At 69.5% G+C, this 26,412-nt stretch carries 27 protein-coding genes; 13 read left to right on the top strand and 14 right to left on the bottom strand.

The window, feature by feature from the left end:
• Positions 1 to 454: 454 nt before the first annotated feature.
• The gene (trxA, locus tag ABIA38_RS10630) at positions 455 to 811 is read right to left on the bottom strand and encodes a thioredoxin (protein WP_424638275.1); all 357 of its coding nucleotides are present in this window, start codon (positions 809 to 811) and stop codon (positions 455 to 457) included.
• Positions 812 to 1,043: 232 nt separating this feature from the next.
• On the opposite strand from trxA, the gene ABIA38_RS10625 reads away from it, so the two are divergent.
• Positions 1,044 to 1,304: a hypothetical protein gene (locus tag ABIA38_RS10625; protein WP_424638274.1), complete on the top strand. Its 261-nt coding sequence runs from the start codon at positions 1,044 to 1,046 to the stop codon at positions 1,302 to 1,304.
• 101 nt (positions 1,305 to 1,405) lie between these two features.
• Here ABIA38_RS10625 and ABIA38_RS10620 read toward each other — a convergent pair whose 3' ends face one another.
• The 4 genes from ABIA38_RS10620 to ABIA38_RS10605 form a co-directional block, all read right to left on the bottom strand.
• Positions 1,406 to 2,245, bottom strand: coding sequence for a hypothetical protein (locus ABIA38_RS10620; RefSeq protein ID WP_424638273.1), 840 nt, complete (start codon positions 2,243 to 2,245; stop codon positions 1,406 to 1,408).
• Between the two features lie 147 nt (positions 2,246 to 2,392).
• A complete protein-coding gene (locus ABIA38_RS10615) occupies positions 2,393 to 3,205 on the bottom strand; it encodes a serine hydrolase domain-containing protein (RefSeq protein WP_424638272.1) in 813 nt (270 codons plus the stop codon).
• Positions 3,206 to 3,384: 179 nt separating this feature from the next.
• Positions 3,385 to 3,858, bottom strand: a complete 474-nt coding sequence (locus ABIA38_RS10610) for a (4Fe-4S)-binding protein (RefSeq protein WP_424638271.1) — start codon at positions 3,856 to 3,858, stop codon at positions 3,385 to 3,387.
• 52 nt (positions 3,859 to 3,910) lie between these two features.
• Positions 3,911 to 4,249, bottom strand: a complete 339-nt coding sequence (locus ABIA38_RS10605) for a GNAT family N-acetyltransferase (RefSeq protein WP_424638270.1) — start codon at positions 4,247 to 4,249, stop codon at positions 3,911 to 3,913.
• 267 nt (positions 4,250 to 4,516) lie between these two features.
• On the opposite strand from ABIA38_RS10605, the gene ABIA38_RS10600 reads away from it, so the two are divergent.
• The 4 genes from ABIA38_RS10600 to ABIA38_RS10585 all read left to right on the top strand — a co-directional run bounded on the left by ABIA38_RS10600 (position 4,517) and on the right by ABIA38_RS10585 (position 6,916).
• Complete coding sequence (locus ABIA38_RS10600; protein ID WP_424638269.1) at positions 4,517 to 5,338, top strand: SDR family NAD(P)-dependent oxidoreductase; 822 nt, start codon at positions 4,517 to 4,519, stop codon at positions 5,336 to 5,338.
• Between the two features lie 143 nt (positions 5,339 to 5,481).
• A complete protein-coding gene (locus tag ABIA38_RS10595; RefSeq protein ID WP_424638268.1) occupies positions 5,482 to 6,132 on the top strand; it encodes a restriction endonuclease in 651 nt (216 codons plus the stop codon).
• Positions 6,133 to 6,254: 122 nt separating this feature from the next.
• The gene (locus tag ABIA38_RS10590) at positions 6,255 to 6,497 is read left to right on the top strand and encodes a type II toxin-antitoxin system VapB family antitoxin (protein WP_424638267.1); all 243 of its coding nucleotides are present in this window, start codon (positions 6,255 to 6,257) and stop codon (positions 6,495 to 6,497) included.
• Positions 6,497 to 6,916 (top strand): PIN domain nuclease, encoded by a 420-nt coding sequence (locus ABIA38_RS10585; RefSeq protein ID WP_424638266.1) that lies wholly within the window; start codon positions 6,497 to 6,499, stop codon positions 6,914 to 6,916. The genes ABIA38_RS10590 and ABIA38_RS10585 overlap by 1 nt, the downstream gene beginning before the upstream one ends.
• A 40-nt stretch (positions 6,917 to 6,956) precedes the next feature.
• Here ABIA38_RS10585 and ABIA38_RS10580 read toward each other — a convergent pair whose 3' ends face one another.
• The 3 genes from ABIA38_RS10580 to ABIA38_RS10570 form a co-directional block, all read right to left on the bottom strand.
• The gene (locus ABIA38_RS10580; RefSeq protein ID WP_424638265.1) at positions 6,957 to 7,169 is read right to left on the bottom strand and encodes an FmdB family zinc ribbon protein; all 213 of its coding nucleotides are present in this window, start codon (positions 7,167 to 7,169) and stop codon (positions 6,957 to 6,959) included.
• Between the two features lie 254 nt (positions 7,170 to 7,423).
• Positions 7,424 to 8,494, bottom strand: a complete 1,071-nt coding sequence (locus ABIA38_RS10575) for a phosphotransferase (protein ID WP_424638264.1) — start codon at positions 8,492 to 8,494, stop codon at positions 7,424 to 7,426.
• A 78-nt stretch (positions 8,495 to 8,572) separates the two neighbouring features.
• Positions 8,573 to 8,884 (bottom strand): hypothetical protein, encoded by a 312-nt coding sequence (locus tag ABIA38_RS10570; protein ID WP_424638263.1) that lies wholly within the window; start codon positions 8,882 to 8,884, stop codon positions 8,573 to 8,575.
• A gap of 433 nt (positions 8,885 to 9,317) precedes the next feature.
• Here ABIA38_RS10570 and ABIA38_RS10565 point away from each other — a divergent pair, with 433 nt between their 5' ends.
• From ABIA38_RS10565 to ABIA38_RS10550, 4 genes are all read left to right on the top strand, one after another.
• On the top strand, positions 9,318 to 10,190 hold the full coding sequence (locus ABIA38_RS10565) for a helix-turn-helix domain-containing protein (protein WP_424638262.1): 873 nt from the start codon (positions 9,318 to 9,320) through the stop codon (positions 10,188 to 10,190).
• The gene (locus tag ABIA38_RS10560) at positions 10,187 to 10,372 is read left to right on the top strand and encodes a DUF397 domain-containing protein (protein ID WP_424638261.1); all 186 of its coding nucleotides are present in this window, start codon (positions 10,187 to 10,189) and stop codon (positions 10,370 to 10,372) included. Before ABIA38_RS10565 ends, ABIA38_RS10560 begins: the two co-directional genes overlap by 4 nt.
• 2 nt (positions 10,373 to 10,374) lie before the next feature.
• Positions 10,375 to 10,707: a DUF397 domain-containing protein gene (locus ABIA38_RS10555; RefSeq protein ID WP_424638260.1), complete on the top strand. Its 333-nt coding sequence runs from the start codon at positions 10,375 to 10,377 to the stop codon at positions 10,705 to 10,707.
• A 292-nt stretch (positions 10,708 to 10,999) separates the two neighbouring features.
• Complete coding sequence (locus ABIA38_RS10550; RefSeq protein WP_424638259.1) at positions 11,000 to 12,205, top strand: methyltransferase domain-containing protein; 1,206 nt, start codon at positions 11,000 to 11,002, stop codon at positions 12,203 to 12,205.
• A gap of 62 nt (positions 12,206 to 12,267) precedes the next feature.
• Here the strand turns inward: ABIA38_RS10550 and ABIA38_RS10545 are convergent, their stop codons facing one another.
• On the bottom strand, positions 12,268 to 12,498 hold the full coding sequence (locus ABIA38_RS10545) for a ferredoxin (RefSeq protein WP_424638258.1): 231 nt from the start codon (positions 12,496 to 12,498) through the stop codon (positions 12,268 to 12,270).
• Between the two features lie 51 nt (positions 12,499 to 12,549).
• Positions 12,550 to 14,013 carry an aldehyde dehydrogenase gene (locus ABIA38_RS10540; protein WP_424638257.1) on the bottom strand — a complete coding sequence of 488 codons (1,464 nt, stop codon included), beginning with the start codon at positions 14,011 to 14,013 and terminating at the stop codon, positions 12,550 to 12,552.
• 332 nt (positions 14,014 to 14,345) lie between these two features.
• Between ABIA38_RS10540 and ABIA38_RS10535 the strand changes: the two genes are divergently transcribed.
• Both ABIA38_RS10535 and ABIA38_RS10530 read left to right on the top strand, forming a co-directional pair.
• Complete coding sequence (locus ABIA38_RS10535) at positions 14,346 to 15,398, top strand: MBL fold metallo-hydrolase (RefSeq protein WP_424638256.1); 1,053 nt, start codon at positions 14,346 to 14,348, stop codon at positions 15,396 to 15,398.
• A gap of 149 nt (positions 15,399 to 15,547) precedes the next feature.
• Entirely contained in the window at positions 15,548 to 16,858 is a 1,311-nt protein-coding gene (locus ABIA38_RS10530) for a hypothetical protein (RefSeq protein WP_424638255.1), read from the top strand.
• A gap of 155 nt (positions 16,859 to 17,013) precedes the next feature.
• Here the strand turns inward: ABIA38_RS10530 and ABIA38_RS10525 are convergent, their stop codons facing one another.
• From ABIA38_RS10525 to ABIA38_RS10515, 3 genes are all read right to left on the bottom strand, one after another.
• Positions 17,014 to 17,439, bottom strand: coding sequence for a DUF779 domain-containing protein (locus ABIA38_RS10525; RefSeq protein ID WP_424638254.1), 426 nt, complete (start codon positions 17,437 to 17,439; stop codon positions 17,014 to 17,016).
• On the bottom strand, positions 17,439 to 18,956 hold the full coding sequence (adh, locus tag ABIA38_RS10520; protein WP_424638253.1) for an aldehyde dehydrogenase: 1,518 nt from the start codon (positions 18,954 to 18,956) through the stop codon (positions 17,439 to 17,441). Before adh ends, ABIA38_RS10525 begins: the two co-directional genes overlap by 1 nt.
• A gap of 121 nt (positions 18,957 to 19,077) precedes the next feature.
• Positions 19,078 to 20,460 (bottom strand): RNA polymerase subunit sigma-70, encoded by a 1,383-nt coding sequence (locus ABIA38_RS10515; RefSeq protein ID WP_424638252.1) that lies wholly within the window; start codon positions 20,458 to 20,460, stop codon positions 19,078 to 19,080.
• A gap of 302 nt (positions 20,461 to 20,762) precedes the next feature.
• On the opposite strand from ABIA38_RS10515, the gene ABIA38_RS10510 reads away from it, so the two are divergent.
• Positions 20,763 to 23,132 carry a collagenase gene (locus ABIA38_RS10510; protein WP_424638251.1) on the top strand — a complete coding sequence of 790 codons (2,370 nt, stop codon included), beginning with the start codon at positions 20,763 to 20,765 and terminating at the stop codon, positions 23,130 to 23,132.
• A 1,001-nt stretch (positions 23,133 to 24,133) separates the two neighbouring features.
• Here ABIA38_RS10510 and ABIA38_RS10505 read toward each other — a convergent pair.
• The gene (locus ABIA38_RS10505) at positions 24,134 to 24,739 is read right to left on the bottom strand and encodes a TetR family transcriptional regulator (RefSeq protein WP_424638250.1); all 606 of its coding nucleotides are present in this window, start codon (positions 24,737 to 24,739) and stop codon (positions 24,134 to 24,136) included.
• Positions 24,740 to 24,936: 197 nt separating this feature from the next.
• On the opposite strand from ABIA38_RS10505, the gene ABIA38_RS10500 reads away from it, so the two are divergent.
• Entirely contained in the window at positions 24,937 to 26,361 is a 1,425-nt protein-coding gene (locus ABIA38_RS10500; protein ID WP_424638430.1) for a glycosyltransferase family 4 protein, read from the top strand.
• Positions 26,362 to 26,412: the final 51 nt, after the last annotated feature.

The following is a 26,412-nucleotide window of genomic DNA, read 5'->3' as shown; positions in this document are numbered from 1 at the left end:
AGGCGGGCCCGCCGGCTTGAAGCCCATCGGGCTTGAAGCCCACCGGGTCGCATTCGTCCGGTTGCGGTGAGCGGTTCGACAGCCCGGAAGCCTGCCGGATCGCATCCCACCGGCTCCCATGGCCGGTTCGGCAGCGCGGAGGCCGGGGCCGGATCGTGCCCGAGGGGTTCCGGCAGCCGGTTCGACAGCCCGGAAGCCCGCCGGATCGTGTCCGGCGGGCTTCCGTGTCGCCTGCTCCAGGTGACCGCAGTCACCGAACCACCGTGTGGGGTGGCCGAATCGAGAGGGGTCCATCCACTTCTCGCGGATCCTGATTGCGCGGTGCGCGGCCTGCGTTCGACCGCTTCTCCGCGTCTATCTCCGTCGGACCCCTCTCGTTCCCTCCAGTGAACCTCTGTCGCCGCGATGGTGCAAAATCTGGCGAGCCGGACATTTCACCGACGCGAACGCGAGCTCAGCCCTGGGCGATCTTGCGCTTGACCTCGTCCATGTCCAGCCCCTGTGCCTGCTTGATCAGGTCGACCAGCGCGGCCTCGGGCAGCGCGCCCGGCTGCGAGAAGACCACGACGCCGTCGCGAACGAGCATCACGGTGGGGATGGACTGGATCGAGAAAGCCTGCGCGAGGTCGGTCTCCGCCTCGGTGTCCACCTTCGCGAACACCACGTCCGGAGTGGCCTCCGAGACCTTCTCGAACGTCGGCGCGAAGGACCGGCACGGTCCACACCACGACGCCCAGAAGTCGAGCACGGTCAGTCCGTCGCCGGACACGACCTCTTCGAAGTTCTCCTTGGTCAGTGCGACCGTGGCCATGCGTCCTCCCAAACGGTTCGAGCCCCGTGATGCGTGTACGTACATGTACGTCGCTGCTACGTGCCTGACAACAGACACGGGGGCGCGGGCATTCCTGGGTGCGTGCCGCGGACCCCTACCCGGCCGGCCGCCGTACTGCACACGCCCCGTGACCCCAACCGTCACACCGGCACCATAGGCTTGCTCGGACCGGCGCCGAACGCCGGTTACCGTGCAGCCGAGGAGCCCCGCCATGCGCTACACCCGCCGCAGCGTCGTCAGTCTCGCCCCGGCCGAACCCGGGTGGGACGTCGAGGTGACCAAGGCCGGCGAAGAGCCCGTTCTGTGCCCCGTCATCGGCTGGGCAATCGTGGTGCTCGACACCACCGCCGAAGGGCAGACCGAGACCGCGATCGAGCCCGCGTTCGTCTACGACGGTGCCGTGTACACCCCGGCCGAACTGGCGCATTCGATCGGCGAGCTGGACTACCAGATCATCGAACCCGAGGAGTGATCGGGCCGTGATCGGGACTCACCCGGTCGCGGCAGGTCGTGGAGCCGGCTCCCGTTCGCGATGTCGACGGGGGCCGGCGGTGTTTCGGGGTCTTCAGGGGTTCACCTGGGGTCGTCCGGCCCGCCCTCGGCGAAGCGGGACAGCGCGATGGCACCGGCGACGGCGGCCAGGAAGGCGATGACGGCGAGCGGACCGTACGCGCCGGGACGGCTGTGGTCGCCGAGCAGCGCGATGCCGATGCCGGCGGGGAGTACGGTCTCGCCGACCACGAGGGCGGCGGCGACCGAGGTGACCGCGCCGCCTTGGAGGGCGACCGTGTACAGCAGGAAGGTCAGCGCGCCGCCGACCAGCAGCGCGTAGCTCGCGGGATTGCCGACCAGGGCCGAAAAGGACAGGTCGGTGAGCACCCGCGTGGCCAGCGCGACCAGGCCGAAGCCGAGTCCGGCGAGCAGGCCGAGCAGGCGTGCGCGCCACGGCTCGGCCAGCCGCGCGCATCCCCACCCGGCCAGGCCGAGCAGCGCGACGCAGCCGAGCAGGGACCAGCGGAACGCGACGTGGGTGTGCGCGGGGCCCTCGTGGCCCGAGGAGATACCGAGTAGCGCCAGACCGGCGCAGACCGCGGCGACCGCGCCCCATTCCCGGCCGTGCAGCCTGGCGCCCAGGACCGGGACGGCGAGTACGGCGGTGACCGCGAGATTGGCCGCCTGCGCGGCCTCCACGGCGAAGATGGGCAGCGCCCGCAGGGCGACGAACTGGCAGGCGTAGCCGACGACATCGAGCCCGGTGCCGACCAGGAACGGCCACTGACCGAGCGCGCGCACCAGGACGCGCGGATCGAGCCCGGCCCCGCTCGCGGTCCGTCGTGCGCCCAGGGCCTGCAATACGGTCCCGACGCCGTAACAGAGCGCGGCGGCCAGCGCCGCGAGCACGGAGAACAACACGCTTCGACGGTAGGCGCCCGGCGGGCCGGCGCGGCGCAGGACGGGCGCGGCGAAGGGGTGAGCCGGTTTTCGGGCTCCCGGTCAACTGCCGGGCCGGGCGGCCCGGTTCGCCGGTTCCCCGGGTCCCGGGCGCAGCGGACCCCGGGCTCAGCGCAGCTCGGCCACCACCGCGTCGTTGAACACCGGCCACACCTCGGCCGCCCACGGCCCGAACTCGCGGTCGGTCAGGCACACGCACGCCGCGTCCAGCTCCGGGTCCACCCACAGGAACGTCCCGCACGCGCCGAAGTGGCCGTACGTGGCAGGGGAGTTGGTCGTTCCGGTCCAGTGTGGCGACTTGTTGCCGCGGATCTCGAAGCCCAGGCCCCAGTCGTTGGGCCGCCGGGTGCCGTAGCCCGGCAGTACGCCGTCCAGGCCGGGGAAGACCACACTGGTGGCCTCCCGGACCGTCTCCGGGGCGAGCAGGCGCGGGGCGAGCAGTTCGGCGGCGAACCGGGTCAGGTCGCGCACCGTGGATACGCCGCCGGCCGCGGGCGAGTCGCCGATCGTGGTCTCGGTCATGCCGAGCGGGACGAAGACCGCCTGGCGGACATACTCGCCGAACGGGATGTCGCACGCCTTCTCGATGGTGGCGCCGAGCAGGTTGAAGCCGGTGTTCGAGTAGATCCGCTTGCGCCCGGGACCGGCGAGTACGCGGTCCTCGTCGAAGGCCAGCCCCGAGGTGTGCGCCTGGAGGTGTCGGATCGTCGACCCGGGCGGCCCGGCCTGGTCGCCGGGCTCGATCGCGCCCTCTTCGATCGCGGTCAGTGCCGCGTAGGCGGTGAGCAGCTTGGTCACCGAGGCGAGCCGGAACGGCTCGTCCACCGGGCCGTGCTCGGCCTTGACCACCCCGTCCCTGGTGACCACGGCCGCGGCGGCCTTCCCGACGGGCCAGCTGTCGATCATGCGCAGGCTGTTCACGGGAGTCGAGCCTACGGCGGGGGTCGGTGTGCGCCCAACCGAGGTCCGGTTGTTCGGTTCTCTTGTCTCGTTTCCTTGTCCCGTTCTCCTGTTCCGTTTCCTTGTTCTGTTCTCCTGTTCCGTTCTCCTGTTTCGTTTGTGCCGTTCTCCTGCTCGGTTTGCCTGCTCGGTTTCCCTGTTCAGTCGTCCTGGCCCCAGTCCCGGCCGGTCAGTTCGCAGCCGGCGCTGCCGTCGCAGAACGGTGCGTTGCCGGTCGCGCCGCAGCGGCACAACGCGGCGCGGGTCTCGTGCCGGTGGGTGCCGTCGGTGTTGGTGATCTGCATGTGGCCGTGCAGGACGAGCGGGCCGCCGGCGACGACGTGCACCCGGGTGGGGTGGATCGGCGTCTCCGGCGCGCCGCCGGTCAGGGTGTAGTGCAGCGCGCCGCTGGGGCAGCGGTGGATCACCTCGGCGATTTGGTCGGCCGGGGCCTTCGACGGGTCGATCCAGGGGCGCTTGTCGGTGTCGAAGACCTGCGACAGGCCGCGTACGCACTCCAGGGAGTGCAGGCAGCGTTTGGTGTCGAAGGTGACGACGATGTCCTCGGCCGAATACTCCTTGCCTCGATCGGGACCGGGGGTGGCGCCTGGGGCAGGGCCTGGAGCGGTGCTCATGCGAATCAACTCGGATCGGTCGGGTCGGGGACCGCCCGTCGGTCGGTGACCGTCAGTCGGTGACCTTGCTCGGTGGGGCGTCGTAGACGAGGTCGAAGTAGTCCGGGTGCTTGCCGATCCACGCCTTGACGAACGGGCACAGCGGCAGGACCTTGTGCTCGCCGGCGCGGACCAGGTCGAGTGCGCTGCGGACGAGTACGCCGCCGACGCCCTTGCCCTCGAAGCTCGGGTCCACCTCGGTGTGGGTGAACACGATCAGGGTGTCGGTGGTCATGTACTCGGCGAAGCCCGCGAGAGCCCCGTCGACCCGAGCCTCGAAGCGGTGCTGCGCGGGAACGTCCTCGACCGCGATGTCCATGTGATCCCCTCTGTGGCGGTGCTGTGGCGGCATGTTGCTTTGTGTTGCCCTTGTCTTGCCCTGTGTTGCTTTTTGTTGCGTTGTGCTGCGTTGTGCTGCTTTGTGTTGCAAGGCGTTGCCGGGTGTGTCCGGTTCGGCGACAGCGACACTCTCTCTCGAATCCATTCGAACGCATAGACCGGCCGGTCGCGACCGGGCCGGCGTGGTTCGTCGGTCGACTCGGCGGTTGACCTCGCGGCTCTGCTGGGGGAGCATGCGCAGATCTGACGCACCGTCACATTTGCCGAGGAGGCACTACGCATGCTCGATCCCGAACCCCTTTCCGGTCAGGTCGCGGTCGTCACCGGAGGCGGCGCGGGGATCGGCGGCGGGGTCTCCCGGCTGCTGGCCCGCGCCGGTGCCCTGGTCGTCCTGAACGACCTCGACCCGGACTGGGCCGAGCAGGCCCGGACGGAGATCGAGGCGGCCGGCGGGCGGGTGGAGGTCGTCCTCGGCGACATCCGCGAGCCGGCCACGGTGGCTCGGCTGCGCGACGCGGCGTCGGCGGCCGGTGGGGCGGACGTACTGGTGAACAACGTCGGCGACTACCGGCCCTCGACCACCTTCCTGCGCAGTACCGAGGAGGAGTGGCGGGCGCTGCACGCGATCAACTTCGAGCATGTGTTGCGGGTCACACACGCACTGCTCCCGGCGATGATCGAGCGCGGCTCGGGCAGCATCGTGAACGTGTCGACGGTCGAGGCGCTGCGCGGGATCCCGGGTTGCCCGGTCTACTCCGCGTACAACGCCGCCATCATCGCGTTCACCAAAAGTCTCGCGGTCGACGTGGCGCGCAAGGGGGTCCGGGTCAACGCCATCGCGCCGGACATGGCGAACACGCCGCAGACGACATATGAGGCGAAATTGCGTGATCGCGACCCCGCGTTGATCGGCTCGTGGGTGCCGTTGGCGCGATTCGGCGAACCCGACGACTACGCGAAGGTTGTGCTCTTCCTGGCGAGTGCCGCATCGTCGTATGTGACGGGCCATCTGATCCCCGTGGACGGCGGTACGACGGCCGCGAGCGGGTGGTACGGCCGGGCGGATGGGCGCGGTTGGACCAACCTGCCGGATGGTGCGTGAACTTCGTTTCGTAGGGTGTCCGGTTGTTGTCGGGGTCGGGAACCGGGCGGGGTGCCCATACGTCGGCACAGCGACAGGGGAACGACGGTACGGCGGGCCGATCGGTCGCGCCGTTCGGCAGCGTCACCGGGGGGACGACGGACATGGCACGTACGACGGTGAGGGCCTACCTCAATCTGGCCATCCTGGTCGCCGGGCTTGAACTCCTCGCCATCGGTGTCTGGTTCGTGCTCGAGGGCGTCCGGGTCGACCAGTCCGACGACATGATGGTGGTCTACATCTGCGCGGCGGCGGTGCTGGCCTCGGCGATCTGGCTGGGCGGCTATCGGCCGAGGGCGGACGAGCCGGCCGAGCGCGGCGACGACGCGGCGTTGCGCGACGCGCAGGCGCGGTTGGACCGGATGGACCCGGCCCGACTGGCCGAGCACGTCGGCGAGTTGTGCGCGCGGGACGGGCTGGCCGAGGTGGCCACGGTGCGGGTGGACGAGGACGCGTACGCGGTCGACGTGCACGCGACGCGTGGGGACGGCGTGGCGGCGGTGGTGCGGTGTCGTGCCGCCGACGGCCCGGGCGCGGTGGCGGGCGGCGTGGTCGAGCAGTTCGTGAGCGCGGTGGGGGCGGACCGCGAGGGGGCGTTGATCCTCGCGACAACGGCGGGTTGCTTCTCGGCCAAGGCGGCGGGGTTGGCGGCGGGCGCGGGGGTGGCCCTGCTGGACCGCGCGGCACTCGCCCGCTGGGAATGCGACAAGGACGTCCCGGCGGAGTTGGCCTCGATCGCCGGCCGGGCCGATTGATCGCGCCCTGTGCCCTGGCCGGCCTGAATCGCAGTCGACCCCATGAGCTAAATGATATCGACATCAGCATGATGGTGGTATCGTTTCGCCTATCCAGGATCGCCTGTGAAAGGAATGACAGCATGGCCAGAACCGTCATTGACCTAGACGACGACATGGTTGCCGAGGCCATGCGCATCTTCGGCACCAAAACGAAGGCCAAGGCTGTACGCCTCGCCATGGAGGACGCCGTCAAGCGTCACCTGCGCCAGGAGTTCTTCGACGCCATGGATGCCGGTGAACTCGACTTCAGCGAGATCGTCGAGAACACCGGGCCTCGTAACTCCGACGGTTCCCTCAAGCGTCACGGCGGCCAGGCCGCCTGATGCAGGATCGCTACCTGATCGACAAGTCGGCCCTCGCGCGCTGGACGAAGCCGAACGTCAAGGAGGTGATCAAGCCCCTCCACCAGCGCTACCTCCTCGCCGTATGCCAACCCACCGAGTACGAGATGATCCACTTGGCCCGGGATACCGCAGAAGCCACTCGGATCAGCACCTGGCTGCAGGCCTTTGACTACGTGCGCAGTGACGAGAAGACCTTCACCCGCGCGCTGGAGATCCAGCGCCACGCGCTCAACGCCGGGTTTCACCGGGCTCTTTCGCTCCCCGACCTGCTCATCGCCGCCGCTGCGGAACAACACTGCCTGACTGTCCTCCACTACGACGGCGACTTCGACATGATCGCCACCCTCACCGGACAACCGACTCAATGGGTCGTCCCATCGGGCAGTGCTGACCGCTGAGGACTTTGACCGGATCAGTGGCCGCCCGCCGGGCCCGGCGTCAGCCGCAGCAGCCGCCCCCGCAGCAGCCTCCGCCTCCGCCGCCCGTGGGGCGCGGGGCGGTGGCGGCGCCCGTTACCGCGACCGTGGACAGCAGCTTCGTGGTGTCGTCGTGGCCGTCGGGGCACGTGGCCGGGTCGTTGGCGGCGGACATCGGGCGGTTGAGCTCGAAGGTGCTTCCGCAGGCGCGGCAGCGGTAGTCATAGCGCGGCATACGGCCCAGATTAGCGGGCCGACCCGGGCCCCGAGGGCTCGATCGCCGACCGGCCGGGCGGATGACTCGGCCCACGAGCGTCCCTGGCTCTCGACCAGGGAAGCTCGTGCCGGGGCACCGGTTGTTCCGATTCGGGCGCTTGGTGGCTTGGTGGCTTGGTGTGCCGTACGGCGTTGCCTCTGTTGTCTACGCCGACGTGCTGTCTACCGGTCGTGCATTGCCACTGGGGTGCCACGGGCTTTTCGTGGTCGCTATCACGCTCGTCCCCGTGGGGCGGTCTCGGTCGGATCCAACAGTTCGGTCCACATGTCGAACTCGGCTGCCGGGCGCAGGTTTTCCGCCCGTACGGCGCGCAGGAAGGCGCGTCGTGCGGCGAGTGAGGTGGCAGGCCAGCTCGGGCACGATTCGAGCACCCATCGGTGGGCGGCGGCGGCCGAATGCCCGGCCTGGCGCAGCCACATGTACAGGCCCGCGCCGTCGACCCAGGCGGGTCCGATCGTCGCGCAGCCGAAATCGAGGAACACCACCCGGACTTCGTCGACAACGCTCACGTTCGCGGGCGACAGGTCGTGATGTAGCAGCGTGGAGCCGTGCAGTAGGGCGCGACCTGCGTCATCGAGGTGGCCGGCCAGGCGTTGACCGAGGGTGGGGAGTAGGCGTTCGGTGGGATCGAGATCGAGATCGAGGTCGAGGTCGAGGTCGAAGCGGGTGCTGTTGATGGTTCGCATTGCGGTGGCCAGCAGGGTGAGATCGGACGATCCCGGCGCGTAGTTCGCGGGCCGTCCGTCGACCGCTTGGTACACGAGCGCCGACCAGGTGTCGACGTCCAGGGCGTCCAGCAGGTGCGCGGTCGGGATTTGGGACACCATCCGCGCCACCGCGACTTCATGCTTGTGACTCTCGGCGGACTTCGGGTTGTCGACCCGGTTTGCGGCCTTGACGAAAACCCGCGTGCGATCCGTGGTCAGCACTGCGGCGAACGAACTCGTCCACGGGTCGGGGGGCGTCTCGACGGCATGTACATCGCCCACCGCCCGGATGACGGCAGCTTGCAGCGAGGGTGGGAGTTCCGCCCACGTGTACCGGCGAGGGGGTGTGGTGTCGGTGACGGGCAGGCCCTTCTTCGTGGCCTCGGAGTTGCCCGGGTATACGCGAGCGGGCCGATCCGGCGGTGCATCGTTCTCCGTGCCTGGCGCGCCGAGGTGTTCTGCAGGCAACTGCGCGGCCACGGAGGCGGATTCGCGAAGTCGTGCGATCAGGGTTGGATCGGCGTCCCGCGCCGCCAAGACCGCCTGGCGGTCGTCCCGGTATTCTTCGTGCAGCACCTTGCCGTCCTTTGTGACTGGTCTGGTGGTGTGGCAGGTGGGCGGGCGTCGCCTGGAATCGAGTACCCGCCCACCTGGTCATGACGCTCCGTCAGGATCCCGGAGCGGGGTTTCGTCGGGGTCGTGGAACAGTTCGGCGGCCGTGGCGTCGTAGAGGCTCCGGTCCATCCAGCGACGAACGGTGTACAGCGGCCCGGCGTCGATACACCGGATGCCGATGATCTCCCCGCTGTCCCGCCACCGCGTACCCCTCCGCCGCACCGGGTCGCCGACCACGAACTCGGGCCCCTCCACGCCCAGTTGCGGCGACACGATCGCCGGCGCCAACTCGGCGACGTGGTCCGAGGGCGAGGTGAAGCGGATGGTGGGCTGATCTCCGGTGCCGGTCATGGGCGTTCCTCTGGTTGGTCCGACGGGTGGGGTGTAGACGGCCTCGGCCGCCGCCGAAGGCGAGAGAATCCGCACGTCACCCGCTCGGGCCGTGAACGGTGTGCCGGCGAGGGTGCGGGCGCAGACGATTTGGCCGGTGGTGGACTCGCAGACTCCGCAGAGGCCGCTGAGTCCGTCTCGGATCCACGCTCCCTTGGCGGGTGTTGCTGCTGCCGGCTCTGACTGGATCTGATGCATGCCAGTACTCCTCGCCTGCGGATGGCGGCGTGCTCAACCCTGGGCGTGACTGGTGAAGATCACGGAGAGGTGGGCATTCGTGACACCCCCCACACTGACAGAGTCCCAAACTGCTGTGCAAGTTTGCGGAGGAATCTGCATCACACACTACGGTGGTCACCTATGTAGGACGGTGCTCGCCGGAGCGGCCGGCACCATGTACTACGACAGGAAGGAGGTCGCGATGGCTGCAACGCCGGGATACGCGCGCCGACGTATGGGCGCCGCACTCAAAGAGCGTCGCAAGCAAAGCGGCTTGACTCTTGACCAGGTTGCTGCCCAATTTGGCTGGGACGGCAGCAAAGTCAGCCGGATCGAAAACGCCAAGTCGGGCTTGAGTCGCCTGGATCTCCTCAAGCTTGGCGCCTTGTACGGAATCCCGGATGCCGATCTTGAAGCCATGGAGGCGTGGCTGGAGGATTCGTCGGGCGTGCAATGGTGGGCCGGGTACGCGGACATCTTGACGACGACGTACCAAGAGCGCATCTCCCTGGAGAGCCAGTCGACTCAGATTGTTACGGCAACAAGCAGCGCCATACCGGGACTTCTTCAAGCACCGGGGTATGCGCGGGCAACATTCGAAATCAGTCCATTCGTGACCGACCCGGACGACGCGTCTGCGCTCGTAGACATCCGGGCGCGGCGGCAGCGCATCTTCACCGAAGATGCGCCGGTCAGGTATACGGCGCTGCTTTCCGAGGCACTCCTACATGCGCAAATCGCTTCGGTGGATGTACACCGCGACCAGTTGGCCCACCTCTTGAGACTGAGTAGCCTGGACAACGTAACCATCCGGATCGCACCCTTTGTGTCGCCGTTCTTCGTGGGTGGAGAAGTTTCGCTCTTGGAGTTCACCGGACCCCAGGACCCGGCCGTTGTGTACATCGAGTACCAGGACGGAGCCATCTTCAAGGAGACGCCGAGGGACGTGGCGCGCTATCGGCGGAAGTTGGACCACACGGCCGGGGCGTGCTTGTCGGGCCCGGAAAGTCGTGACCTGATCAAGGTCAGATTGGAAGAACTGAAGTGACTGAGATCGACGAGCGGGCATCGTGGCGGACCGCGAGCTACAGCATGGACAACAACAACTGTGTTGAGGTAGGACGCTTTCCAGCGTGCACCGGCATACGTGACACCAAGGATCGGGGTCGTGGCCACTTGGAGATCGGTCCGACGGCCTGGTGCGAGTTGCTCAGTACGCTCAAGCGGTAAGGATGAACCAAGAAGCCTCCGCAGTCGGGGGCTTCTTGCCTTTGCCGGTGGCAGTACGAGTGAAGGGGATGATCCCCAGGCACGGGTGGCCAGTGCTCGGGGGCAAACTCCAAAGAGGACTCTCGGCGGATGATCATGGAAAGATTGGACGTCCTGTGAACCTTGACAACCATGCGTGGCGCAAGTCGCGCTATTCAAACGGCGATGCATCCTGTGTCGAGGTGGCTCCGCTTCCGGCTTCTACCGGCGTGCGAGACACCAAGGATCGGGGCCGTGGCCACTTGCAGGTCAGTCTCGCTGCGTGGGGCGAGTTGGTGAGTACGCTCAAGCGGTAGCGGTGTAGGAGGAAGTCCCGGGAGCCGGGGGCTTCTTGCTTTGCCGGTGGCAGTACGGGTGAAGGGGACGGGCTTCGTCTCGAGGGCCACCGGAGGGTCGTCCCGGCCTTCTTCGGATGGCGACTTGCGGTTCCTCGTGACTGGTGGCGTGGCAAGTGGGCTGGGGTCGCACGGAATCGAGCCCCGAGCCCCGTCGAACGGGATGGGAACGAACCCGGCCGGCCGATTCCGCCGCCTATCCTGCCGGACAAGCCGCCGAACCCCGGAACGCCCAAGAAGGGCAAGTGAATCGGTGACGAGTGAGGCCACGGAGCGGGCCCCTGCGGGACTGCTTCGGCTCGTGGAGCGGGTGACCGGGCCGCTGCCTGCCCCGTGGCGGGATGCGTTCGAGCAGGTTCCCCGGGCCGCGTTCCTTCCGGATGTCGTCTGGCTGCAACTGGCCGACGGCCTGCCCGATCACACGCCATGTGATCGGGCCACCGACCACGATCGCTGGAACGACCTGGCCTGGTCGGACACGCCGGCGGTGATTCAGGTGCGCGACGGCCGCGAGCCGGAGTCGGGGGAACCGGCCTGGCCCTCGTCGTCACTCTCGCAACCCTCCATCGTCGCTGCCATGCTCCTGGTCCTCGATGTGGCGGACGGTCACCGGGTCTTGGAGATCGGCACCGGGGGTGGTTGGAACGCCGGTCTGCTGGCCCATCGCCTGGGTGGGGCCAACGTCGTCACGGTGGAGGTCGACCCGGGGTTGGCCGCCGAGGCACGTGGGCGACTCGACGCGCTTGGGCTCCGTCCCACCGTCGTGGCCGGCGACGGGGCGGAGGGGTGGGCCGCGGGGGCGCCGTATGACCGGATCGTCAGCACCTGTTCGGTGGCCCGGGTCCCGAGCGCGTGGCTCGGGCAGGCGGGGGCGGGCGGCCTGATTGTGACGCCGTGGGCCACTGCCTGGGCCACGTACGGGAACCTTGTCCTGACGCCGCATCAGGATGGCGGCGCACGCGGTCGATTCGCGCACGGCGGTGCGTTCATGTCGATGCGTGGCCAGCGTTCGCGGGTCCGCGACGTCACGACCGTGGTCCGGGCGGGCGACGCCCCCGACACCGGCACCACGACGTTGTCGCCCTGGGACGTCGCGGGCGGCGACAGGCCCGCCGAGGCGGTCATGGGCCTGGTGTTGCCCGGGCTGCGAACGCACTGGAACGACGACCCCACCGAGGACGACGACTTTCGATCCCGGTTGTGGATCTGGGACGACGCACTGACCTCGTGGGCCACGGTGGACTACGACGGTCGGCAACTCGAAACCTTCCGGGTTCGCCAACACGGGCCCCGACGCCTCTGGGACGAGGTGGCGGCGGCCTGGTCCTGGTGGACGTCCGCCGGTCGGCCGGCCTTCGATGTGTTCGGCCTCGACATCGGTCCCGACGGCACCCAAACCGTGTGGTGCGGCGAGCCGAACGGCCTTTCGTGGCCGGTGCCGCCGGATGGTTGCTCCTGAACGCGACGGCCCCCGCGCGCGTTGTGGGCAGTGCTAGGGGGCCGTCGGTCGGTCCGGGCGGGTCAGTCCGGTGGGAACACCGTCTTCCCCGTGCCGACCTCGATGATCGAGATCGCCTCCACCGGGCAACTCTCGGCCGCCTCCAGGATCGCGTCCGAGCCGTCCAACTCCTCCGCTCGCGGATGCGATTGGCGGCCCGCGTCCAGCTTGAAGTCGGTCGGGGCACTGCCGATGCACATGCCCGATCCGATGCAGACGCTCCGGTCGACCTCGACGCGCCAGCGATCACCCATCAGTACACCTCTTTCGCTCGGCCGCACTGGGCCTGGCCTCGCCCGCAACGGTCAGATCTGCGCGTCGTACCCCGCGGGCAGCGCTATCGTCTTCGCCTCGGTGTACGCGCCCAGCCCCTCGATACCGAACTCCCGCCCGATGCCGGAGTTCTTGAACCCGCCGAACGGCCCGAAGAAGTCCAGCCCGAACGTGTTCACCGAATACGTACCCGTGCGAATCCGCCGAGCCACGTCGATGCCCTTCTCGATGTCCGCGGTCCACACGCTGCCCGAAAGCCCGAAGTCCGAGTCGTTGGCCAGCGCGATCGCCTGTGCCTCGTCGTCGTAGGGGATCAGCGCCACGACCGGCCCGAAGATCTCCTCCTGGGCGATCCGCATCGAGTTGTCCACGTCGCCGAACAGCGTGGGCTCGACGTACCAGCCCGTCTCCTGCGCCTCGGGCCGGCCGCCGCCGATCAGCAGCTTCGCGCCCTCCTCCTGGCCGATCCGGATGTAGTCGAACGAGCGCTGCTGCTGCCGCTGAGCCACCAGCGGGCCGACCTGGGTGTCGGCCGCCATCGGGTCGCCGACCTTGAGTTCGCCGACCCACGCGGTGAACCGCTCGGCGATCTCGTCGTAGCGGCTGCGCGGGGCCAGGATCCGGGTCTGCGCGACGCACGCCTGGCCGTTGTTCATATACGAGTTCGGGAGCAGTGTGGTCGCCGTGTGCTCCAGGTCGGCGTCCGGCAGGATGATCGCCGCGGACTTGCCGCCCAGTTCCAGGGTGACCCGGGTGAGGTTGCGCGCGGCGACCTCCATGATCCGCTTGCCCGCGCCGACCGAGCCGGTGAAGGCGACCTTGTCGATGCCGGGGTGCGCGACCAGGTACTCGCTGACCTCGCGGTCCGCCGCCACGATGCTCAGCACGCCGTCGGGCAGCCCGGCCTCGCGGCAGATCTCGGCCAGGATGTACGAGTCGAGCGGGGTCTCCGGCGACGGCTTGAGCACGACCGTACAACCGGCCGCGATCGCCGGCGCGAGCTTGGCCGCGGTGACGAACTGCGGGACGTTCCACGGCACTACGGCGGCCACCACGCCGACCGGCTCGCGCCGGATCAGGAGCGGGTTGAGCAGGCCGGCCCGCTTTTCCTCCCACTGGTACTCGCGGGCGATCTTGGCGACTGTGTCGTATATCATCCCGGCGCCGATGGCCTGGGCGAACAGCCCCCAGCCGACCGGCGATCCGTTCTGCGCGCCGACCACCTCGGCGATCTCCTGCGACCGGGTCATGAAGCCGTCCCGGATCTTCTCCAGGATGGTGATCCGCTCGTCGAGCGACATCCGCGGCCACGGGCCCTCTTCGAACGCCTTGCGCGCGGCGGCGACCGCGGCGTCCACGTCCGCGGTCGAGGCGTGCGGAACACGCCCGATGACCTGTTCGGTGTGCGGCGAGACGACCTCGATCGTGTCCGTGCCAAGCGGGTCCACCAGCTGTCCGCCGATGACCAGTTGGCTGTGCTCCACGATATCCGTCATCACGGTCCTCCTCGGTGCGGGCGTGCACACACGCTGCGCGATACAGGGGCTTCTGGGTGCGGCTTGCGGGCGGTGCGCAGCACTTCGACTGGCTCTGACTAGAACAGATATCAGTTTGCCGATGCGGTAACAACGCATTCCCGGCTCGAATGAGACTGGAGTCTCATCTGTTGACAGACAAGGATCGTACGTGTCGGACCTCGATCTGACGACCCCTCACTTCAGTGGCGAACTGGTGTATGAGAGAACGTGTTCCATGGTGATCATCGGAGTCGGACAGGCCATCGACCCCGGCGGCGCCACTTCGAGAACCGTCGAGAAGGAGGCCGCCGATGACCACCGCGACCAACCGTTCCACTCCCCCCTCGCCCCGGGTCGCCGATCTGGGTAACGGCGTATGGACCGTCCCGGTTCCGATCCCGAACAATCCACTCGGTTGCACGCTCGTCTACGTGCTCGAGACCGACGCCGGTCCGGTCCTGGTCGACGCGGGTTGGGACGACCCGATCTCCCACCGGGCCCTGGTCGACGGCCTGCTCGAGGTCGGCACCCGGATCGAGGACGTGCACGGCGTCCTGGTCACCCACGCCCACCCGGACCACCACGGCCTGTCCGAAAAGGTGCGCGAGGCCTCCGGCGCGTGGGTCGCGCTGCACGCGGCGGACGCCGAGCAGGTACGGATGATCAACGACGCGCCGCGCGCCGCGTGGTTGCGCCACCACCTGGAGGTACTCACCCTCGCCGGCGCACCGCAGGAGGCCCTCGACGCGCTCACCGAACACCGCGACGCGAGCGCGAGCACGGACGGCAGCCCGCGCCCACGACTGCGCTACGCCGTGCCGGACCGCGAGTTGGTGCACGGCGAACTCGCCCCCGCGCCCGGGCGCGCGGTCCGTACCGTGTGGACGCCCGGGCACACCCCGGGCCACGTCTGCCTGCACCTGGAGGGCGGCGACGGCCGGTTGCTCTCCGGCGACCACCTGCTGCCCTCGATCACGCCGCACATCGGGCTCTACGACGACGCCGAGGAGGCCGACCCGCTCGGCGACTTCCTGGCATCGCTGACACGTGTCGCCCGACTGCCGATCACCGGCGTACTGCCCGCCCACGAGCACGTGTTCGCCGACGCGGCGGGGCGCGCGGCGGAGGTGGCCGCGCTGCACGAGGACCGACTGGCCGCGCTGCACGCCCGGCTGCGCGCCGACTCGCTCACCCTGTGGCAGATCGCCGAGGGGATGGACTGGAACCGTCCGTGGGCGCAGCTGGGCGCGCAGAACCGGCAGTTGGCGCTGAGCGAGGCCGCCGCGCATCTGCGCCATCTGGTCAAGCGCGGCCGGGCGACCGCCGAGCCGGGCGGCGACCCGGTGCGCTACACGGCCCGGTGACCACTCGGTGGACCGCCCCCGGCCCGGTGACCCACGGGGCCGGCGGGACGCCCGGGTAGGGTTGGCCGGGACTCTCGACGGGTCCGTACCGACCCCCGACGGGTCGGTTCCGCGGTCCGATCCGCTCAGCGCTCAGCGAAAGGCACTGCATGCCCACCCCCCGACGCCGCGGGCGCGCCGCGGCGGCCTCCGTGCTCACGACGGCGCTGTTGTGCTCGGTCTGGACCGGGGGTGTGGCTGCGGCCGCCACGCCGACGCCGCCCGGCGGCGCGCTCGGGGCGGCCCTGGGCGACCCGTCGCCGCGCGTGGCGACGCATGCGGCCGGCGTCGGGTACACCAAGACGGCCAAGGCGCAGAACACCCCGGTGCCACCCGCGCTCTACGGGAAGACCGATCCGAGCACGGACGGCGTCCGCCGCCAGTCGCTGGCCGTCCTCGCGCTCGCCTCGGCGCAGACCCAGCCCGCGCCGAGCGCGATCGAATGGTTGCTCGGCCAGCAGTGCGCGGACGGCGGCTTCACCGCGTATCGGGCCGACCCGGCCGCCGCGTGCGACGCCAACCGCGAGGACACCGTCGCCACCGCGACCGCGATCGAGGCGCTGCGCGCGCTGCGTACCTACGACACCCGGGTCGCGCGGGGCGTGGACTGGCTGCGGGCCAAGCAGCTCGCCGACGGCTCGTTCGCCGCCTCGCCCGGTCCGAACGCGGTCGGCGACCCGACCGCGACGGCCGCGGCGACCAGCGCGCTCGTCACCGCCGGCACCTCGCCGGAGCTGCTCCGCGCGCCGGAGGGCCGCACGCCCACCGACGCGCTCGGTGCGAGCCAGCTGCGCTGTACCGCACCCGGGCCGGACCGCGGCGCGTTCACCGCCGGTCGCGGCACGCCGGTCGACCCGCTGCTCACCGGGCGGGCGGTGCTCGCACTCGGGTACGGCACCCAACCGACCGTGGCCGCCCCCTCGATCGCGGTCACCCCGCTGAACTGCCCCGGCGCCGAGCCGAACCGGCAGGCCGCCGCGCAGGCCGGCGCGGCGTGGCTGATCGCCAAGTTGCAGGCGGGCGGCAACCACCTCGGTGGGCCGACCGACTTCGACGCGACGGTGGCCGCCGTCCAGGCGCTGTCCGCGACCGGTCACCCGGCCGAGGCCGGTGCCGCGGCGGACTGGCTCGCGGCGGGCGCGAAGAACATGGCGGGCAACGACCCGAGCCGACTCGCGTCGCTGATCCTGGCGGCCAAGGCGACCAACCGCACGGTGACCACGTTCGGCGGCCTGGACCTGCCCAACCTGCTCGCGGCCACCGGCCCGGCGGCGACGCCGACCCCGGACATGACCAACACGAGCAACCTGATCGACGGCCCGGAGGACCACACCCTGCGGGACACGATCGCCGCGGTGATCGCGGTACTGCTGGCCGCGACGCTGATCCTGGGCATGCGCTACAGCCGCCGCCAGGACTGACCCCCGCCCGGCCCGACCCGGCCGGGCCGTCCGCCGCCTGTTTCCGTGTGCAAACAGGCGTGAACGGGCCCGGCCGTCGCTCGTTCGGTGCCGTCGCCCGTCGACTGCCGTCGACCGCTCGGCGGCGGCGTGCATCGCTCGGCGGTGTAAATCGTTCAGTGCCTTCGGCCCCGCGTGACCGGGTCCGCCGCCAGCGCCGCCGCCTCGCCGTCGGTGAACACCCGGGAGCGGATCAGGAATCGCCGACCGGTCGGCGCCTCGACCGAGAACCCGCCACCACGACCGGGCACCACGTCCACGGTCAGGTGGGTATGCCGCCAGTACTCGTACTGCGCCGCCGACATGTAGAACGGCTGCCCGGCGACCCAGCCGAGCAGTACGTCCGCGTCCCCGACCCGGAACTCCTCACGCGGGTAACACATCGGCGAGGAGCCGTCACAACAACCCCCCGACTGGTGGAACAACAACGGCCCGTGCTCGGCCGCCAGTTCCGCCACCAGGTCGGCGGCCTCGACGGTGATCGCGACCTTCGGCACCCCGGTCGTCCCGGTCGCCCCGCCCGGCCCGGCGACCTCCGTCATCAGAAGAAACCGAGCTTCTTCGCCGAGTAACTCACCAGCATGTTCTTCGTGTTCTGGTAGTGGCCGAGCATCATCCGGTGATTCTCCCGGCCCATGCCGGAGGCCTTGTACCCGCCGAACGCCGCGTGCGCCGGGTAGGCGTGGTAGCAGTTGGTCCACACCCGGCCGGCCTTGATCTCCCGGCCGAACCGGTAGGCCCGGGTGGCGTCCCGGGTCCACACGCCCGCGCCGAGCCCGTACAGCGTGTCGTTGGCGATGCGCAGCGCCTCGGCGTCGTCGCGGAAGGTGGTCACCGACACCACCGGGCCGAAGATCTCCTCCTGGAAGATCCGCATGTCGTTGTTGCCCTTGAAGATGGTCGGCTCGACGTAGTAGCCGTCCTCGAAGCCCTCGACCACCTTGCGTGCGCCGCCGATCAGGACCTCGGCGCCCTCCTGCCGACCGATGTCCAGATAGGACAGGACCTTCTCCAGCTGGTCGTTGGACGCCTGCGCGCCGACCATGGTCGCCGGGTCCAGCGGGTTGCCCTGCACGATCGCCCGGGTCCGCGCCAACGCCCGCTCCATGAACCGGTCGTAGATCGACTCGTGGATCAGCGCCCGGGACGGACAGGTACAGACCTCGCCCTGGTTGAGGGCGAACATCACGAATCCCTCGATCGCCTTGTCGAAGAAGTCGTCGTCCTCGTCGGCCACGTCGGCGAAGAAGATGTTCGGGCTCTTCCCGCCGAGTTCGACGGTTACCGGGATGATGTTCTGCGACGCGTACTGGAGGATCAGTCGGCCGGTGGTGGTCTCGCCGGTGAAGGCCACCTTGGCCACCCGGTTGCTGCTCGCCAGCGGCTTGCCCGCCTCGAAGCCGAAGCCGTTGACCACATTGACCACGCCGGGCGGCAGCAGGTCGGCGATCAGTTCGATCAGCACCAGGATGCTCACCGGGGTCTGCTCGGCGGGCTTGAGTACGACACAGTTGCCCGCCGCGAGCGCCGGGGCCAGCTTCCAGGTGGCCATCAGGAGCGGGAAGTTCCACGGGATGATCTGCGCGACCACGCCCAGCGGCTCGTGGAAGTGGTAGGCGACGGTGTCCTCGTCGAGCTGCGAGATGGACCCTTCCTGGGCCCGGATCACCCCGGCGAAGTAGCGGAAGTGGTCGACGGCCAGCGGCAGATCGGCGGCCAGCGACTCGCGGACCGGCTTGCCGTTCTCCCACGTCTCGGTGACCGCGAGGCGTTCGAGGTGCTGTTCGATCCGGTCGGCGATCCGCAGCAGGATCAGCGACCGCTCGGTGACGCTGGTCCGCCCCCACGCGTCGGCGGCGGCGTGCGCGGCGTCCAGGGCGAGTTCGACGTCCTCGGCGGTGGAGCGGGCCACCTCGCAGAACGGCTGCCCGGTGACGGGGGTGATGTCCTCGAAGTACCGGCCCTGCACGGGCGGTACCCACTTGCCGCCGATGTAGTTGTCGTACCGGGGTTCGAAATTGACGATGCTGTCCGGTTGGCCGGGCTGACTGTAGACCACGCGAGCCTCCGCTTCCCTTGCCGTGCACTGGGCATGAAGAACCTTCAGCAGCGCGCCCGGGACGGCCACTGGCACGGCTCGGGGCGCCTGCGGCCGACGGTAGTCGTTCGGGCGCCGATGGTCACGGGTTCGCCGGGAAAGGTCGGTGGGTGGGCGGTAGGCCGAAGGCCGGGAACAGGTGCGGTTCGAACGAGGTGATCTCGACGATCCGGCCGTCGGCGATCCGCAGTACGTCCAGGCCGTGGGCACGATGGACCGTGGTGCCGGGGTGCCGGACGTATGCGGCCAGCGCGGGCTGCCGGTTCGCCCTGGTCGGCAGTTGCCGGCGGTGGCCCGGCCAGGTCGGCGACGCGGGATCGAGGGCGGCGCCGAGACGGGCGAGCAGCGCCTCCCGACCGCCGAGCCGGGTCGGTGTGGGCGGGCTGGTCAGTTGTACGTCCTCGCTCAGCAGGTCCGCGAGCGTCGCGAGGTCGGCGTGCGCCGTCGCGGCCATGTACCGCTCCAGGAGGCCCTGTTCGACTGCCGAGGTGTCCTGGTCGCGGGGCCACCCGGCGCGGCACGCGGGCAGTCGTTCGCGCAGTGCCGGGCGGGCCCACCGGAGGGCACCGTCCAGCGAGGCGACTCCGGTCGCCAGGGCCGCTGCGGCCTCCGCCGCCGGCAGGCCGAGTACGTCCCGCAGGATCAGCGCGGCCCGCTGCCGGGGCGGCAGGTGTTGGAGCGCGGCCACGAACGCCAGGTCGATGGTGTCGGCCGCCACCGAGTCGGCGAGTCGGTGGTCCGGATAGGGCTGCAACCACGCGGGCATCGCTGGTGCGGCGACCTCGGTGGCGGTCGGGATCGGGGACGGCCCGTGGGTCTGCGGGCGGCGCTCGGCCCGGCGCAGGAAGTCCAGGCACGCGCGGGTGGCGAACCGATACAGCCATCCCCGCGCGGCGGCCCGACCGGCGAGGCCGGCTCGCCCGTGCCACGCGCGCCGGAGGGTCTCCCGGACCAGGTCCTCGGCCTCGTCGTAGGAGCCGAGCATCCGGTAGCAGTGCAGGTGGAGTTCCCGGCGATACGGCTCGACCAACGCGGCGAAGGCCCATTCGTCACCGGCGCGGATCGGGTCGAGCTCGGGGTCCGGGGGTGATTGCGTCATCTCGTCTCGGGTGACGCTGTGCTCCGGCGGGTCCGATGGGTCCGGCGGGTCCGATGGGTCCGATGGGTCCGACGAGTGCGGCGGGTCCGATGGGTCCCACCGGTCCGGCCGGTCGAGCAGGTCCGACGGGTCCGGCTCGGTGGCCTGCGCGGCCTCCAGGGCGGTTCGGGTGAGCCGGGCCAACCGGTCCACGGAAGCGGTGAGTTCGAGCACGTCGGCATGGAACAGTTCGGGCTTCTCCGGGACCAGTCCGCGCACCCGGTGGTCGATCTCGGCGATCAGCATGCGCACCGCGCCGGGGCCGCCCTGCGCGGCCTGCCGGCGCGAGCGGTACGCCTTCTGTCGACAGGCGGCCGAGCAGTACACCGCCGTTCGCCCGGGTCCACCACCCGATCCGGGCAACTCCCGTCCACACACCGGGCATTCGTCTCGTGCCACAACCCACCGCCCAGGAATGCATCACGGGATTCTGCGTGACGGATCAAACCACGGCGCATGCCGAGTTCGGGAGGGTAGCGGGCAATTCCGCTATCCACCCCACGAGTTGGCCGCGATTGGCGGGGATTTCATCTGGATGTCACCTGTGACATGTGCAATGGTACTCGGCGTCGTGTTCTCGATGACGTGGGCCGCCGACCGTGGCCCACCCCGCGCCCGAAGGGCCGTACATGAGCACTCACGCACGCCGCAAGAAGTGGCTTGCCACAAGCGTCCCCCTCTTGGCACTGGCCGTCGGTGTCCTGCCGATCGCAGCCTCGTCGACGGCCTCGGCCGCCTCCGCCCCGACTACGAACTCCCGGGCGCAGCAGGCGAATACCCCGCTCGCCAACAACGCGGCCAACAGCGCGACCAACGATGCGGCCGACGACGTCGACCGGATCGCCGCGCCGCCCGAGCCCGGCCCCGACCGGGGTCCGGGCCCGCTCGACGGGAGTTACACGAAGCCCATCGGTCGCGGCCCGTCCCCGGCGGACCTCCCGCTCGGCCCACCCGCACACCTGCGGGCCGCTACCGCCGCGCTGCCGCCCGGTTGCACCCTCGCCGAGTTCTCCACGCTGTCCCCGCAGGCCCTGGCCGACTTCCTGACCCGCGCCGACGTCGGACCGGACTGCCTGCGCGGCTACCTCTGGACGTACACCCCGGAGCTGGCCCGGGTGCTGACGCCGGCTCACCTCCAGGCGGTGCTGGCCCGGATCACCGCGCTGGCCCCGACCTACGACGGCACCGACGCGGCACACCTGTACGAGCTTTGGTACTTCACCCACGCCGCGCTCTACCTCGACTGGAACAACCCCTCGCTCGGCCTGCGCGTACCCGCCGTGACGACCGCGATCAGTGCCGCCGCCGACGCCTTCCGGGCCGCGCCGCACGCGTTCGACGTCACCCCGACCTCGGGTGCGCTGCTGCGCGAACTGCTGATCAGCATCGACACCGAGGGTGTCCGCGAGCACCAACTGCCGCTGCTGACCCGGGTGTTCCGCGACATGGACGGCACCACCAACGCGTGGCAGACCCCCGGCAGACCGGCCGCGGTGGTCAACGCGCAGACCGTCGCCTATCACGGCATCTACAACGGGGACGCCGGCTTCATCGCCGCCGTCCAGGCCGACCCGGCCTACCGCGCCGGCCTCAAGGCGTTCATCGGCTACCGCAACCTGAACACCCCGAGCCTGTCCGGGCTGCTCCGCAACGGCGTTTTCGAGTACGCCAGACTCGGCCGGATCCCGAGCCTGACCGCCGAAACCGTGGCCGGACTGAGCACTCTGCTCACCGACACCGAGGGTTGGTACGGCCGTTGGTCGGTGCCGTGGAACGAGATCGCACACTCGCTGGAAACCTACGGCAGTTGCCACGCCGCCGGGGTCTGTAAGGCCGACGTCGAAGCGGCGGTCTTCCCGAACACGTACACCTTCGACCAGGGCGACATCGAGGTGCACACCTCGCTCGACCGGGCCACGGTGGAGCAGCTGTACTACGCGTCCAAGCAGGTCAAGGAGCAGTTCTTCCGCACGATCGGCACCGACCAGCCGCTGACCGGCGACTCGAACCACAAGCTGACCATCCGGCTCTACGCGAGCATGGCCGATTACCACAGCTACCAGCCGTTCCTGTACGACCTTTCGGTGTCCAACGGCGGGATGTACATCGAGCGCGGCGCGACCTTCTACACCTACCAGCGGGTGGTGCCACGCGATTCCCAGCTCCAGCTCGAGGAGTTGTTCCGGCACGAGTACACGCACTACCTCAACGGCCGCTGGGCGGTGCCCGGTTACTTCGGCGATGCGCCCTGGTACACGGACAACCGGACCACCGCCTTCGACGAGGGCATGGCCGAGTACATGGCGGGCTCGACCCGCGACCAGGGCGTCAAGCTGCGCAAGTCCCTGGTCACCAAGATCGTCTCGGACGTGGCGAAGTACGGAACCCGGCCCTCGGTCAACGAGACGCTGCACTTCAAGTACGACGACGCCGGCTACTTCTTCCGCTACTACGCCTACGCCGGTTCGTTCTTCTCGATGCTCGGCCGCGACCACCCCGAGCTGCTCACCGAGATGTACGCCCACCTGCGCAGCAATGACGTAGCGGGCTTCGACGCCTTCCTGAACCGGGTGAGCGGCCCGACCTACCAGGCCGAGTTCGACAAGTACCTGGACCAGCAGATCGCGGGCGTGGACAACCTGATCATCCCGACGGCCAAGTACACCCCGCCTGCCCAACTGACCGCGACCACCCCCGCCCAGATCCAGCAGGCCTTCTACCAATCCACCGCCAACAACCCCACGGCGTGCACCGCGTTCCGCGACGACCACCCGCGCTTCACCTGCACGGGCGCGATCACCGCGAACATCACCTCCACCGACCCGGGCCGCATGCACAACGACACGGCCGCCACGGTCGACTACTTCATCCTGACCAGGGCCGGTGCCGCCCTCAACAACCTGGCCGACATGAACTGCCACTTCGCCCAGCCCCAGCCTTGGACGAACGGCCGCGCGGCCACCTCCACATACTCCTGCGAGGGCCCGCTGCGCCCGTAACCGGCAGCAAATAGCCGATAGCCGGTAGCCACCCCGAATCGACGGCCCCCGAGCGCTGCCCACTCGCGCTCGGGGGCCGTCCCGGCGATCGTGTCGACGGCGATGAAATCGCCGCGTCCCCCGACCGATATCCGGATTTCGCCTGGGTGGGCGCACGAAAAAGCCGGCAAGGGGTCGACTCGGTAATGATTTAAGTAACCCTGGCTCCCTCGGCGGAAAGCATCGCGAGGGGGGAGCTAGCAGGCGTACCAGTCGCTCCAGCCCGGAGTCGACGGGACCCACCTGTCACACCAGTGGCGACCGTCGCTACCAAGGACGCTGATGACCCCTTGGTTGTTCCACACACCGCCGATGACGTCGTGGCTTCCACCGAGGGTTTCCCATGTGGAGTACCCCGCTCCCGGGGCGGACTGCCACGAATGCCAAACCCTTCCGTCGGAACCGACCAGGAACCATTCCCACCGCCCGTCGCTCCATGGGACCGGGATCACCTTGGTGCCGCACATGTAGATGGCAGGCGCCGGTCCGGGTTGATTGAAGGTTATGGGACAGTCGGACAACGCGGTGCGCGTGCTTGCCGAACTCGGGGCATTCTCCGCACTGGAGAGGGGAATACCAGCAGAGGAGACGGATGCCTGCGCCGGCGACATCGGTGCAAGAATGGCAAAAAGGGCAAGTAGCAGAGTCGCAAGTACACGTGGTTTTTTCATTTTTCCCCTCGGGCTCCAAGATCCATATTCGCCAACCAACAATGTCCTTGGCTGGCCGGTCGCCAGTATGTCGGGCAATGGAAAGTGTGCCCAGGACGAAGAACACGTTTGAGCGTCACGCACTGCCCGTTCGGGATCCGTCATCGGAATGACGTCTTCCGCTTCGATATCCGGCGGCGTGAAATGGACGACGGGCCGGGAAACGTGTCGGGAACATTTTCGGCCAGCGCAGAGTAATTTTTGTGCGGCAATCCGGGAAGAGTTTCGCGTGGTCGCCCCGAAGCAGCCCGGTCAGTTTTCCGGGATCAGGCGGCAGACTGTTTCGATGTCGGTGCGGACCTGGGCGATCGAGGCTCGGCCGTTGAGCCAGGCGATCAGGGACGAGTGCCAGGTGTGGGTGATCACCCGGATTACCGCCAGGTCTTCCGCGGTGGGCTCCGTCGGGGGGTCTTCGCCGCCGATGGCCTCGAGGATCATGGCCGTCGTTTCTCGGCTGACCGTGTCGACCTCGGCGCCCACCGAGCGGTCGGCGAATTGGAGGGCGCGCATCATCGCTTCGGTCAGGTGTGGTTCGCGCTGCATGCCCTTGAAGGCGCGAAGCAGGGTGTCGACCACACGTTCGCGCGCGCCGGCGCTTCGGGGTGGGCGGCGGCGCAGCTGGGCGTGCAGCTGATCGAGCTGGTCGTACATCGTCGCCACAAGGAGATGCACCTTGGACGGGAAGTAGCGGTACAGCGTGCCGAGCGCGACCTCGGACAGCTCGGCGACCTCGCGCATCTGCACCGATTCGTAACCGCCCCGCGCGGCCAGCTGGGTGGTCGCGCGCAGGATCCGGCGGCGGCGGGCCTCCTGCCGCTCGGTCAGCGGCGCCCGGTCGGCCTTCGTGTACGTCGTCATGTCAGCCTCTCGATGCGCGGCGGTCCGCCGGCTGGTGTGTTACGGGTCACGCAGTGCCCGTCGCAGTGGGTACCCGGCGGTATCTTGGCTGGTCTCCGACGAGCAGTTACTGAAACTTGTTCTAGATTACGCGACTACTATGCTCCGACGAGGGCAGCGATAGGGGGCCATTCGTGATTCGGGAGACCGCAACCGCTGTGGATACCCAGGTGGGCCCGGCGCGGACCTCCCCGGAGCGACCCCTGCGAATCGCCCTGTTGGCGTATCGCGGCGACCCGTACTGCGGCGGACAGGGAGTTTACGTCCGGCATTTGTCGAGGGAGCTCACCCGGCTCGGACACGAGGTCGAGGTCATCTCCGGCCCGCCGTACGCGGTCGTGGACGAGGGCGTGAAGCTCACCACACTGCCCAGCCTGGACCTGTACCGCGAACCGGATCCGTTCCGGATGCCCGCGCTGCGCGAGTATCGGGACTGGATCGACGTACTCGAGGTCGGCGGCATGCTGACCGCGGGTTTCCCCGAACCGCTGACCTTCTCGCTGCGCGCGTGGCGACACCTGGCCGCCCGGCGCGGCGAGTTCGACGTCGTACACGACAACCAGACGCTGGGCTACGGGCAACTCGCGCTGCCCCGACTCGGTTTTCCGCTGGTGACCACGATCCACCACCCGATCACCGTGGACCGCGCGCTGGAGATCCGCGAGGCGACCACGCTGCGCCGCAAGGCCACGCTGCACCGCTGGTACGGGTTCACCACCATGCAGAAGCGGGTGTCCGCCCGGCTGGCCGAGGTGGTCACCGTCTCCGGCTCGTCCAAGGCGGAGATCGTCGACCACCTGGGCGTATCGCCGAGCCGGGTCACCGTGGTGCCGGTGGGTGCGGACACCGACCGCTTCGCGCCGGACCCCTCGGTGCCGAAGGTGCCGGGTCGGATCGTCACCACGGCGAGTGCGGACGTACCGCTCAAGGGCCTGATCCACCTGGTCGAGGCGCTGGCCAAGCTGCGCGCGGGCCACGATCACGTCGAACTGGTGGTGGTCGGCCGGCCCAGGGGCGACGGGCCGGTACTGCGCGCGATCGACCGGCTCGGGCTGACCTCGGCGATCCGGTTCGTGTCCGGGCTGAGCGACGACGAGTTGGTGGAGCTGATCCGCAGCGCCGAGATCGCGTGCGTTCCCTCGCTCTACGAGGGCTTCTCGCTGCCCGCCGCCGAGGCGATGGCGTGCGGTACGGCGTTGGTGGCGACGACCGGCGGAGCGATCCCGGAGGTGGCCGGGCCGGACGGGGTGACGTGTCTGGCGGTGCCGCCGGGCGATCCCGAGGCGCTGCGTGCGGCGCTCGACCGGTTGCTCGGGGACCCGGAACTGCGCGCCCGGCTGGCCGAGGCGGGTCGGGCGCGGGTGCTCGAACGGTTCACCTGGCGCAACACCGCGGCGCGTACTGTGGAGCGCTATCGGGCGGCGTTGGCGGCGGGCACCGGCACGCCGAGTGCGGGCGCCGCGGGGCGCTTCGGGTTGACCGAGCGGGCCAGCGACGTACTGCTCGGGCGCTCGCCGTTCGGCCGCCGGGCGCCGTCGTCGCCGTCGCCGGGCGCGCCTCGCGTCGGATCCAGAAACCGCTGACCACAGCCCATCCCGCCGGCCGCCCCCGCAACCGGTTCGCGCACCTACGAG

Source organism: Embleya sp. AB8, assembly GCF_049739465.1.
GTDB lineage: Bacteria > Actinomycetota > Actinomycetes > Streptomycetales > Streptomycetaceae > Embleya.
Note: the sequence above shows the minus strand (reverse complement) of the source record. Positions and strands in the feature narration are given on the sequence as shown.